Origin of the sequence: Bacillus thermotolerans (genome assembly GCF_000812025.2) — a bacterium.
Classification (GTDB): domain Bacteria; phylum Bacillota; class Bacilli; order Bacillales; family Domibacillaceae; genus Quasibacillus; species Quasibacillus thermotolerans.
Genome location: NZ_JWJE02000010.1, coordinates 53,790 through 65,584, shown reverse-complemented (window position 1 = coordinate 65,584; position 11,795 = coordinate 53,790). Strand labels below are relative to the sequence as shown.

The window sequence follows — 11,795 nt, the reverse complement described above, 5'->3', positions numbered from 1 at the left end:
GGAGTGAATCATCATGACAATGCGTTTTAGTGTTCTGGCAAGCGGGAGTACAGGAAATGCGTTTTACGTAGAAACGGACAAGCAATCCTTTTTAGTAGATGCCGGATTAAGCGGGAAGAAGATGGAGTCCCTCTTTTCTGAGATTGACCGGAAGATGGAGAATTTGTCAGGTATCCTCGTAACCCATGAACACAGTGACCATATTAAAGGGTTGGGTGTGCTGGCAAGAAAGTACAAGCTTCCAATCTATGCGAATGAAAAAACATGGCAGGCAATGGAGCCATTAATTGGTCAAGTGAATGCAGAGCAAAAATTTGCATTTGACATGGAAACGGTAAAAAGCTTTAGCGGTTTGGACATTGAATCGTTTGGTGTCTCTCATGATGCCGCTGAACCGATGTTTTATGTCTTTCATCATGAAGGAAAAAAGCTTGTATTAATTACAGACACCGGCTATGTAAGTGATCGTATGAAAGGGATTATTAAGCATGCTGATACGTATGTGTTTGAAAGCAATCACGACGTCCAGATGCTGAGGGCCGGTCGTTACCCGTGGAACATTAAGCGGCGTATTTTGGGCGACTTTGGCCATGTGTCTAATGAAGATGCCGCTATTGCGATGAGTGAAGTAATTGGTGACAAAACAAAGAGTGTATACTTGGCACACTTAAGTCAGGATAATAATTTGAAGGAGTTAGCTGAAATGAGTGTGGCTCAAACATTAGAAATGAAGGATATGCCGGTCGGCGTGCAGTTCCAGCTCCATCATACCGATCCGAAGACACCAACCATTTTGACAGAGGTATAATGCTTCGCCGCCTGGCTTTGTCAGGCGGCTTTCTTATGTTTGTCTCCCAAAGCCTGGTCAAATTGCGTTTTATTTGAATTTTTCAAAGCAAACGTTATAATTTGAGCTACACGGGGAAAATAAGAGAGAGTACGTATGTGGAAAGGGTGAATAGCTTGGGCTATTATGATGAAAATGGCCGTACGGGACGAAGCCAGCGCAGCGCCAGCAAAGTCGGTTATTTTTTAGCTAGTCTAGCAGGACTCATTATAGGTGCGCTTCTCGTATTAGTTGCTCTTCCTAGGCTGGCAGACCAGGGATTGCTGCCTGGTGGAAGCGAAGAGCAGGTTCAAGTGCAAGAGAATAATCAGCAAACCCGGGGTCATAAGGTATCACTCGATGTGACTACGGATGTGACAAAGGCCGTGGACAAAGCACAAGACACGGTAGTTGGTATCACGAATATTCAATCCGGAAGCTTCTGGGGAGAGGAAACCTCTCAGCCTGCAGGGACAGGCTCAGGTGTTATTTACAAGAAAGCAGACGGCAAAGCGTACATAGTAACGAATTACCACGTGATCGAGGGAGCTCAGCAGCTAGAGGTTACACTTGCTGATGGGACGAAAACCCCGGCCACCGTACGCGGCGGAGATGTATGGACAGATTTAGCCGTCATTGAAATTGATGGAGCGAATGTGGAAAAAGTAGCCGAATTCGGCGATTCAGATGCATTAAAAATCGGCGAACCAGTCATTGCAATCGGTAACCCGTTTGGATTGGAATTCTCCGGCTCTGTGACACAGGGAGTGATCTCCGGGTTGGAGAGAACCATCCCGGTAGATATTAACGGTGACAATATCGTGGACTGGCAAGCAGAAGTATTACAGACAGACGCTGCTATCAATCCAGGAAACAGTGGCGGGGCACTAGTTAACATTGCCGGCCAGGTAATCGGAATTAACTCAATGAAGATTGCTGAAGCAGCAGTGGAAGGAATTGGTTTATCGATTCCAATAAACTTTGCTCAGCCGATTATTGACAGTCTCGAAAAAACTGGCCAAGTGGAGCGTCCGGCTATGGGCGTGACCTTAAGAAATGTGAACGAAATTCCGGGCTATCACCAGCAGCAAACGCTCAAGCTGCCAAAGAATGTAACAAATGGAGCGATGGTGGTACAAGTCTTCCCGAATACACCAGCTGCTGAAGCAGGATTGCAGGAGCTAGACGTTATTACAAAGCTCGATGACCAAGAGATTACAGATATTTTAGAGCTTCGCAAGTACATGTATAATGAGAAAAAAGTTGGCGACAGTATGGAGGTTACCTTCTATCGTAACGGAGAACAGCAAACCGCTACAATGACTCTTACGTCGGAAGAAACCCTTTAGCAAGCTCACTGGATAAAAAAACGCAGGAAAGCAACATAAGCTTTTCTGCGTCTTTTCGTGAGATATAAGAGGTAAAGGAGGGAAGGACGATGATTCATTGCTGTCAGGAACATGTAGAGCTGGCTCTTGATATTGTAGTAGACGAGTATGAAACAGCCCCAAAAATCGAAAAGCTTGAGTCAGAACAAGCAACATGCGAATATTGTCAAAACAAGGCCGAATATGTAGTAGCGAACTAATATTCGAAGCCCAATATGTGGATAATTGGTATAAGTTTGTGAATAACTTTCTAAAAAATTAGTTATCCACATCTGAATAACGAAAAAAAGAGCGACTTATACACAAGTCGCTCTTTTTTCATTTACTGGGATACATTGACTTCGATTGGTTTCGATACGAGTCGCCATTCTTCTCCAAGCATATTAAATTTGTGTTCAACGAAGACAAATGTTTTGCCAGATGACAATGCCTTAATTGTATTTCCTTCAATCGAGACGATATTTCCATTTTCATCAGAAGCGAATAAGCTCGTTTCGATGTTTTGTTTTTTATCAGTGCGGTAATGAACAAATGCTTTTGCCTGAATGGTCGCTTCAGCCCCAACTTTTAAGTTTCGTTTCTTAATCGGTGTTTCCAGCCGAACAGGGGCTGCTTCTAACCATTGTGTGTAATCAGTAATCGGACCAATGAGCCCTTCCTTTAATTTTTCTTCCAAGGCTTGTTCATCGCGGAATGTCCAGTGCAGGCTCGTCATCCCACGTTGCTTCATATACGTAATAAATTCTTCAGAGAGGCTGCCATAGCTTGAATTTAATGTCACATTCATGGATGAGGCATAGTTCATCATTTGCCTCGCATCCTTTATGCGGGCTTCCTCCGTGGCGGATACAGCTGCTGAATATAAATAACCGGCAGCCATTTCAGGCTTTAGTTTCCGAGAATCCTTTACATTTCCTAAATCAAAGCTTTGGACCACTACTTGGTCGGACATACCTTCTTCTTCGATTTCCTTCATGACTTGATCTGCAATGCCTGCTGCTTTCATTTCAACGAGAAGAATGACATCTTTTCCCTTGAACTCCTGCAGAAATTCCCGGAAGGATGGCACTTTCTCACCGGCAAATTCAGGGCTGAATGTAATGCCTGCATCCAGCTGGCGAACTTCTTCAAAGGTCAAATCGGATACTTTTCCCGTTCCGTTCGTTGTACGGTCAACCGTACTGTCATGCATGACAACCAGCTGGCCGTCTTTAGTGATTTGAAGGTCGGTTTCAATAAGATCAGCGCCCATTTCGTAGGCTAGGCGGTAGCCAGCCATCGTATTTTCCGGTGCCAGTGAAGGAATCCCGCGGTGGGCAGCTACAATCGGCCGTTGTACAAGTGTATTTTCAGGATAGCGGCTGAAGGCTGTCAGCACGGAGTCGGTATGATCGGTAATAATGCCGTCTACCCCTGTGTGAATCAGATCATGTGCTTCCTCTTCATTCGAACCGCCAATCCCCCAGACGGACACTGTCCGGCTATGGAACGTATGAACGAGATCTGCTGAGAGCAGCTTCTTAGGAATGACGGCTGTTTTTGCGCCATTTTCATGCAGTTTACTTATGAACTCGTTAATATCATGCTTATTGAGTGATTGACGATTGTACAGAACAGCCCCTCTAGCCGTCGGGTATTCTTCTTTTACAAGACGTACAAGTTCAGGCTTTGTCGATAAAATATGGACGTCTTGAATAGCCTGCTCCTTTAACAGGTTTACAAGCGGTGTAACAGTTCGCTCGTCCTCAAGCTGAATCACAGGAATCATTTTTCCTTTCATCTGATCAAGCATGTCTTTTAGCGGTGTGCCGTTTACATGCAAAGAGCGGTCTGTTTTAAGAATCATGGAAGAGACACCTGTGCCCGCTAACTGCTCAACTGCCTGAAGAGAGGCATTCGATGATAGAATCGTTGGCGCATTTAGGATGTTGGTTTCTGCTTCCTTAGGCAGAAAGGCACCTGATTCTGTTAGAGGCGGGAGTGCCGCTTCTTGCGCTTGGACTCGCACGTTATCGAATTGCACGGTCGTTCCGGATGCCTGGAAGCCGATAGCGCCTCCTGATAAGGCATTAGCTGCATCTGTGTCAATCACAAGCTGCCCATTTATGTACTGTTGTACGCGGTCTCCTTTAGCGACTATCTTTAGGCGGTACGTCTTATTCAGCTCAAACGGTTCGGAATAGAACGTTTTCTCCAGGACATTCCATTGATTGTTCTCATTGCGCATAGCGAATTCAACGCCATTTAAGGCTGTGGCGCCTCGCCGGATCGCAAACTGGTAGTATGGGTAGTCCTCTTCTTGAACGCGATACATAATAGATGCCCAGCGTGTGTCTTCAACCGCAGATAAGAACGTCATATCCGCCTCGATGACATAATCGCCTGTTTCTTCAGCGAGCGGCACGACTACACGGGAAGGTTTAGAGGTAGATGGAGAGGTCAGCGTCAACTTTCCATTTTCCACTTTGGCTTCCCCTTGAACCACTTTCCATCCAGCAGGAAGACTAGCGTTATCAAAGCTTTCTTCCATTAAGTTTACGGCTTGTCCATTAGCCTCTGCATGCGGAATGACCGGCGCACTGCTAAATAGCATGCCGGCTGCAAGAAAGACAGGAATAGACTTTTTCATGTTTCTCATTTCATTTCCCCCTTTTGTATATACGCTTCTATTTTGGCAACAAAATGTAAAGGAGGTATTAATGGGAAGTAAATTTGAAAGATGAATGGGGAAAAATTGAAGAAAAGGTGAGCAGAAAAATGTGCTAAAATGGAGGAGAAAAATACACAATTGTGGATATGTGTATAAGTTTGTGCATAACTTGTTTGCAATTGTTTATAAAGTGAGGACATGCTGTGAATATTACAATTATTACTGTTGGTAAGTTAAAAGAAAAATATTTGAAGCAAGGCATTGATGAATACGCTAAACGTTTATCTGCTTATGCGAAGCTGGATATGATCGAGGTGGCGGATGAAAAAGCGCCCGAGGAACTAAGTATAACAGAAATGGAGCAGGTGAAACAGAAGGAAGGAGAGCGAATTTTAGCGAAGATCAGTCCCGATGCACACGTGATCGCCCTCGCGATCGAAGGGAAAATGAAGACCTCTGAGGAACTGGCAGAGGATCTCGACAGGCTAGCCACTTACGGAAAAAGCAAAATCGCCTTTGTCATCGGAGGATCCCTTGGCTTGCATAAGGATGTTATGCAGCGGGCGAATGACACGCTATCTTTTTCAAAAATGACTTTTCCTCATCAGCTCATGCGTCTCATTTTGCTGGAGCAGGTGTACCGGAGTTTTCGGATTAATCGAGGCGAACCGTATCATAAGTAAATAAGGTTTTTATTGCGTATGTCATTGAAGTCATTGGTGTATGGTGTATCCGATGATTAGGCGCATGCAGACGGATTCGAGGGTCATCCATTCATCGTCCTATGCGGTGTTTAGAGGCCGTCAAACCCAGCTTATTTATTTTTCGAGTGTCGTCTATCTGACAGTTGTTGTTAAAAACCTTTAGGATTTTCTCTTCTAATCCCTGTGCTTCCGCAATCTTTTCTTGTCTTTTTGAGCAGCTATTTTTGTTTCATCATAAAAGGTGCTGCAAGCTATTTGTAGAACGTTGCTAAACGAAACATTTGCTTGCCACCGAATAATTCAACACCCCTCGGTTATTATAATACTTGATGTTGCTGAATAACATTCTTAAGGATAGCGGAGGGAATAAATATGGTAAAAGACTCAAATGCACGCAAAGAAAAAATAAACGATTCTAATAAGGAGTCCAATGAACAAAGAAGAAAGAAAGGAAGATCGAATGCTCGCGGAGGAAGAAATTAAGGCATTCTGCTAAAAATATGTGCCTGTTGCCACTTGTAAATTACCAAGCTCATCGAGTTTGGTTCATCTGCAAATGATTTGTGGCGAAAACAACTTCCCTTTTCCTGGCGGAGCTGTGGATAGTTGTTTTTACTTTTTAAGGCTCGACTTTTGTACGCATGAGCATTTAAGAAGGCAAAACCCGTTAAGATATAAAAACTTAACGGGTTTTGCCTTGTAATAAACGAGAATTATCTTTTCGTTTCTCGCGCATTTCTTCTGATTATTATTTGTTTGGTAGATGGTCCGTCCTAAACAACAATCAATTAATGTTCTTCAGGTGCACTAATTCCAAAACCTGTATTAGATTTAAACAGTACCTCTTCAAAGTCCCCTGTGTCAGCTTTCTGTTTATTAGCTGACAGGACAGTTCCTAAATATGCTCCCAGAAAACCTAATGGGACGGTAAAGATCGTTGGGTTTGCTAATGGAAACAGCGGGTCTCCTGTTAAAATCGCTGCACCTGGCTCTGGGTTCCATACATTCGGGCTTAATAAAACCAGAATGACAGAGCTGATTAATCCGACTAACATCCCTGTTACAGCACCTGTCGCATTGAATTTTTTCCAATAGATCGTGCATAACATAACAGGAAGGTTGGCACTTGCTGCGATTCCTAAAGCTAGAACAGACAGAAATGCAACGTTTAAATTCTGGGCTACTAGTGCTAGAAGGATAGACGCAATAGCTACAGTAATAGAAGAAATGCGGGCTACCTTCATTTGCTGCTTTTCTGTGATATTTCCTTTTTTAATAATTTGTCCATAAATATCATGGGCGAAGGCAGAGGCTGATGTTAAAACGAGAGCTGAAACAACCGCAAGAATGGTCGCAAAGGCAACCGCCGAAATAAAGGCGAATAAGAAGTCTCCGCCCAGGGCTAAGGCTAACATTGGTGCAGCTAAGTTTCCAGCAGGATTAGCTGCCATGATCTCATCCCAGCCGACAAAAACAGTAGCTCCAAATCCAAGGAAGACAACCATTAAGAAAAATGCCCCGATAAACCATGTGGAGTAGACGACGGACTTTCTTGCTGTTACCGCATCTTTTACAGTGAAAAAGCGGATAAGTAAATGCGGCAGTCCTGCTACACCGAGGACAAGCGCTATATTAAGAGAAAGCATATCCAATCCGTTGCTGTATTTATTCCCCGGATTTGCTAACTCCTCTCCAAATGGACTCGCTGATTTGATTTGCTCGAACATTTGAATGATGCTGAAGTCAAATTTGGAAAAAACTAGAAACGTTAACACAAACGACCCGCCGAGTAAAAGGATTGCTTTTGTAATTTGAACCCAGCTTGTGGCGGTCATTCCGCCAAAAATAACATATACAGTCATTAAAACACCAACAATTACAACGGCTAACCAGTACTCAATTCCTAACATTAAACTAATTAGGCCGCCGCCGCCGACTAACTGTGCGATCATGTAAAAGATCGAAATAACCAGTGTGCTGGCAGCTGCTGTCCCGCGAACTTTGTTCGATTTAAAACGGGATGTCATCATATCAGCCAAGGTGTACTTTCCTAAATTCCGCATAGGCTCCGCAATTAAATACAGTAGAAATAAAAAGCCTAGCAGGTTTCCGATACTCATATAAAATCCATCGAATCCAATTAAGGAAATTGCTCCAGTGATTCCCAGGAAGGAAGCCGCCGACATAAAATCTCCAGCTACGGCTAAGCCGTTTTGTGTGGCGGTCAGTCCGCCTCCGGCTGTATAGAAGTCGCTAGTACTTTTTGTCTTTTTTGAAGAGAAGTACGTAATTAAAAGAGTTAAGACAATTATTCCTACAAACAGAAGAATAGAGAGGACACTCATTTACTTAGCTCCTTTCTATACTTTTGTAAAACACCTTTTGCCATTCTGTCGTAATTTTCGGATTTCTTTACATAAATAAAGCCGCATATCCAAACAAGCAAGAATTGCAAGCCGGCAAATATCCATGCACCTGTAATTGGGCCCAAGATTTCTACGTGCAGTATCTTTGTATAAGCGGCTAATAAAGGCAATGTAAAATAAAAGATGAGAAAGAAGACAGTAGTCGGAATGATAAATGATTTTTTCTTTTGCAGTAAATCCTTAAATTCTTCCGTCTGGACCAGTCTTTCGTAAGGAATCTTCTTCTCTGCTTTTTGTGCAGATATGTCGTCAAATTTCATTTGTGGTTGTGACATAAAACATCTCCTCACTTTATAACAGTATATTTTAGTTTGATGATTTCAAGTTACATATTTTAACATGTAAACCCTTACAAATTAAAAAATTTAAATTTGAATAGGCCTCCTTTCTATAAAAACCTATACCTCAGTTTTAACACGGGTGAAATAAAACTGTTATGTTGTTATGAATATAGCATGCCTATAATCTAAAGTAAACAATATTTTAAATTTTTATAAAATAAGATTATTAATCTTCAATAGACTCCGATCACCGCCAGGCTGGGTGATAAATGCGACGATATACTTCATGCAAAAAAGCACTGTCCTGAAGAACAGTGTTTCTTAAAAGTTATATAAACATATCGAGAGTGGGACATCGGCAAATCCTCATAAAGAAATAATTGTTACCGTGACGACCGTATTTTGAGCGTTTTTCCGATGGTTAGGTTAAAGTGTTCTTTATCCATCCAGAAATCGTCTCACATTAATGGTTTATTATCATGTTTGTATAATCCATAAAATACGCAGGAAGAATTTTAGTAATGAAGGAAATGGAAAATGAGCAGCTATGCGCATTCCTTTTTAAAGGATAGTAAAAGCCTTATTTAGATGCGTTACAACGAAACGTATTGTGAAGAGAATGATGAAGTAAATAGCCATAATATAAAAAGAAAGACGGTTCCCTGGGTGAATGGAGCTATACTAGCGTCTTTACATTTCGAGCATTAAAAAAAGCCGCATTGACTTGTGATGCAGCCAGGTGCCCTGTACCATAAGTAAATGAAGATTCTTACATTGGTTTGTTTTCCTAGAAAAAGCCGCCTGGTCAGGAGGCTTAAAAGCGTGTATCGGTGTTTATCGGGATAATCAAGGCAGCACATGAACGTATGCTGCATAGAAAGCAGGTGTCTTATGGAGGCAGTAGCCTTTATTATCATCATTTTAATCGCTTCTATACTTCAAACAAGTACAGGGTTTGGCTTTTCGATTTTGGCTACTCCTTTTCTTCTTTTACTATTCAAACCAACGGAGGCTATTCAGATCAATTTATTACTGTCTCTATTTATATCTGGCGCATTGATGAGAAAGATTAAAAAGGATATTGATTATAGCATCTTGAAAAGACTCATAGCAGGCAGCATCCCAGGTCTGCCGATAGGCATCGTTGCTTTTGTATTAATAGATATTCATAAATTAAAGTTAGGAGTAAGCCTCATTATTTTAGTCCTCACAATTATGTTAATACTTAAATTCCGAATGGCTCAAAATGAGAAGAGGGATTTGCTTGCAGGGGGACTGTCAGGATCACTTACAACGAGCATAGGTATGCCGGGTCCGCCATTATTATTGTATTTTTCAGGAACAGATACTCGAAAAGAAAAGCTGAGAGGTACCACGCTAGCCTTTTACTTGTTTATATATTTCACTAGTTTAATCATCCAAATGTTTTTCGCTGGAACAAACAAGACAATTTGGATATCGAGTGTATGGGCTCTTCCTTTCGTATTAATAGGCTTGTATTTAGGACAACTATTATTTAAGTGGGTCAATCAGCATATGTTTCGCCTATTTACATATTTGATCCTATTGTTTACTGGAATATACTTGCTGATAGAAAGTTTGGGGTTTGATAAGTAAAAAGCGGGAGTATCTAACCTTTTATAAATAAAGTGCTGAATCATGCAAAGTTAGTCGATACAAGTCCGCGGAAATTGAAAGAACAGGCAGAATCCTGTCGATATCTTTTAAAAAAACTATAATTATTGTATAATAGTAAAGAACCATTTTAATCGACATGTAATCGACAGATCATAGTGACACACTATTGATAATAGTGATATACTATTAGTATGATAAAATTGAGCCAGAAAAGATGTGTGACTAGTTTGCGCCCTGGCTTGCTGTGACGCAATGCTAGAGTGCTTACATCCTTTCTGCAAATCTTAGGAGATAAGGATGGAAAAAATGAGTAACCAACATACTAGAACAGACGTGATCTTAATAGGTGCTGGCATCATGAGTGCGACATTGGGAACAATGTTAAAAGAATTAGCACCTGACTGGAACATTAAAGTATTTGAGAAGCTTGAGAGAGCAGGAGAGGAAAGCTCTCACGAATTGAATAATGCGGGAACAGGGCATGCAGCATTGTGTGAGCTTAACTACACAAGTGAAAAACCAGATGGATCAATAGATATTACTAAAGCTATAAACATCAACGAACAGTTCCAAGTTTCCATGCAATTCTGGTCTCATCTTGTAAAAAGTAATTTGATCCGTAACCCGCAGGAGTTTATCATGCCATTACCTCATATGAGTATGGTACAAGGAGAAAGCAATGTAGCGTTTTTAAAGAAACGTTTTGAAGCGCTTTCCAAGAATCCTTTATTTAAAGGAATGGAATTTTCAGAGGATCCGTCCAAGTTGGCGGAATGGATCCCGCTTATTATGCAAAACCGTACAGAGAATGAACCAATTGCAGCAACCAAAATCGACTCTGGAACAGATGTCAACTTTGGTGCTTTGACGCGCATGTTATTTGACCACTTAGAAAGACAAGGTGTTGAGGTCAATTACAAGCACAGCATACAAGATCTTAAGCGTGCTAGCGATGGCTCATGGGAAGTAAAGGTCCATGACATTGCTGGCGATAAAATAGAATACCATAATGCAAAATTCGTCTTTATCGGCGCTGGAGGCGGAAGTCTGCACTTACTGCAGAAGTCTGGCATTCCTGAAGGAAAACACATTGGCGGATTCCCGGTAAGCGGCATTTTCATGGTATGTAATAATCCAGAGGTAATTGAGCAGCATCATGCAAAAGTATACGGAAAAGCAAAGGTGGGCGCACCGCCAATGTCTGTTCCGCATCTTGATACACGATATATCGAAGGCAAAAAATCATTATTGTTTGGACCATTTGCCGGCTTTTCGCCGAAGTTCTTGAAAAATGGTTCAATGCTCGATTTGGTTACTTCCGTTAAGCCGAATAATGTGTTAACTATGCTGGCGGCGGGCGCAAAAGAAATGTCATTAACAAAATACCTGGTTCAGCAGGTAATGTTGTCAAAAGAGCAGCGTATGGAAGAATTGCGTGAATTTATCCCGGACGCGAAGAGCGAGGATTGGGATTTAATCGTAGCTGGCCAGCGCGTTCAGGTCATCAAAGACACAGAAGCTGGCGGCAAAGGAACTCTTCAATTCGGTACAGAGGTTGTAAATGCCGCTGACGGCTCGATTGCTGCATTGCTTGGCGCTTCTCCAGGTGCTTCTACTGCCGTTCATGTCATGCTTGAAGTTATTAAGAAATGCTTCCCGCAGCGCATAGAAGAATGGGAGTCTAAGATTAAAGAAATGATCCCTTCTTATGGTGTGCGTCTAATGGATCACCCAGAGCTCCTGGAGGAAGTTCGTACTTCAACAGCAGAAGCGCTTGAGCTAAACAAGAAACAACCTGTTCATAACTAATTTCTTAGATTTAGATAGAGACATAAAATAGTGAACCTTTGACCCGCTTACGGGTTGAAGGTTTTTTTTGAAT

9 protein-coding genes are annotated in these 11,795 nt (G+C 41.9%); 6 read left to right on the top strand and 3 right to left on the bottom strand.

Going from position 1 to position 11,795, the window contains the following annotated elements; translation table 11 throughout:
- Positions 1-13: 13 nt before the first annotated feature.
- From QY97_RS06315 to QY97_RS19855, 3 genes are all read left to right on the top strand, one after another.
- Positions 14-808 (top strand): MBL fold metallo-hydrolase, encoded by a 795-nt coding sequence (locus QY97_RS06315; protein ID WP_039238618.1) that lies wholly within the window; start codon positions 14-16, stop codon positions 806-808.
- 155 nt (positions 809-963) lie between these two features.
- Positions 964-2,175, top strand: a complete 1,212-nt coding sequence (locus tag QY97_RS06310) for a S1C family serine protease (protein WP_039238707.1) — start codon at positions 964-966, stop codon at positions 2,173-2,175.
- A gap of 89 nt (positions 2,176-2,264) precedes the next feature.
- Positions 2,265-2,414 (top strand): CxxH/CxxC protein, encoded by a 150-nt coding sequence (locus QY97_RS19855; protein ID WP_082090174.1) that lies wholly within the window; start codon positions 2,265-2,267, stop codon positions 2,412-2,414.
- Between the two features lie 122 nt (positions 2,415-2,536).
- On the opposite strand, the gene QY97_RS06305 is transcribed toward QY97_RS19855, so the two are convergent.
- Positions 2,537-4,852, bottom strand: a complete 2,316-nt coding sequence (locus QY97_RS06305; protein WP_039238617.1) for a glycerophosphodiester phosphodiesterase family protein — start codon at positions 4,850-4,852, stop codon at positions 2,537-2,539.
- A 215-nt stretch (positions 4,853-5,067) separates the two neighbouring features.
- Between QY97_RS06305 and rlmH the strand changes: the two genes are divergently transcribed.
- Positions 5,068-5,547 (top strand): 23S rRNA (pseudouridine(1915)-N(3))-methyltransferase RlmH, encoded by a 480-nt coding sequence (gene rlmH / locus QY97_RS06300; RefSeq protein ID WP_039238614.1) that lies wholly within the window; start codon positions 5,068-5,070, stop codon positions 5,545-5,547.
- A gap of 809 nt (positions 5,548-6,356) precedes the next feature.
- On the opposite strand, the gene QY97_RS06295 is transcribed toward rlmH, so the two are convergent.
- Entirely contained in the window at positions 6,357-7,913 is a 1,557-nt protein-coding gene (locus tag QY97_RS06295; protein WP_039238613.1) for a solute symporter family protein, read from the bottom strand.
- Entirely contained in the window at positions 7,910-8,269 is a 360-nt protein-coding gene (locus QY97_RS06290; RefSeq protein ID WP_052717096.1) for a DUF485 domain-containing protein, read from the bottom strand. Before QY97_RS06290 ends, QY97_RS06295 begins: the two co-directional genes overlap by 4 nt.
- An 897-nt stretch (positions 8,270-9,166) precedes the next feature.
- On the opposite strand from QY97_RS06290, the gene QY97_RS06285 reads away from it, so the two are divergent.
- Both QY97_RS06285 and QY97_RS06280 read left to right on the top strand, forming a co-directional pair.
- Entirely contained in the window at positions 9,167-9,892 is a 726-nt protein-coding gene (locus tag QY97_RS06285; protein WP_039238611.1) for a sulfite exporter TauE/SafE family protein, read from the top strand.
- A gap of 327 nt (positions 9,893-10,219) precedes the next feature.
- A complete protein-coding gene (locus QY97_RS06280; protein WP_039238703.1) occupies positions 10,220-11,722 on the top strand; it encodes a malate:quinone oxidoreductase in 1,503 nt (500 codons plus the stop codon).
- Positions 11,723-11,795: the final 73 nt, after the last annotated feature.

Coding starts and splice junctions, on each gene's coding strand:
- QY97_RS06315 (WP_039238618.1), top strand. CDS start 14: ATGACAATGCGTTTTAGTGTTCTGGCAAGCGGGAGTACAGGAAATGCG.
- QY97_RS06305 (WP_039238617.1), bottom strand. CDS start 4,852: ATGAGAAACATGAAAAAGTCTATTCCTGTCTTTCTTGCAGCCGGCATG.
- QY97_RS19855 (WP_082090174.1), top strand. CDS start 2,265: ATGATTCATTGCTGTCAGGAACATGTAGAGCTGGCTCTTGATATTGTA.
- QY97_RS06280 (WP_039238703.1), top strand. CDS start 10,220: ATGAGTAACCAACATACTAGAACAGACGTGATCTTAATAGGTGCTGGC.
- QY97_RS06290 (WP_052717096.1), bottom strand. CDS start 8,269: ATGTCACAACCACAAATGAAATTTGACGACATATCTGCACAAAAAGCA.
- QY97_RS06285 (WP_039238611.1), top strand. CDS start 9,167: ATGGAGGCAGTAGCCTTTATTATCATCATTTTAATCGCTTCTATACTT.
- QY97_RS06295 (WP_039238613.1), bottom strand. CDS start 7,913: ATGAGTGTCCTCTCTATTCTTCTGTTTGTAGGAATAATTGTCTTAACT.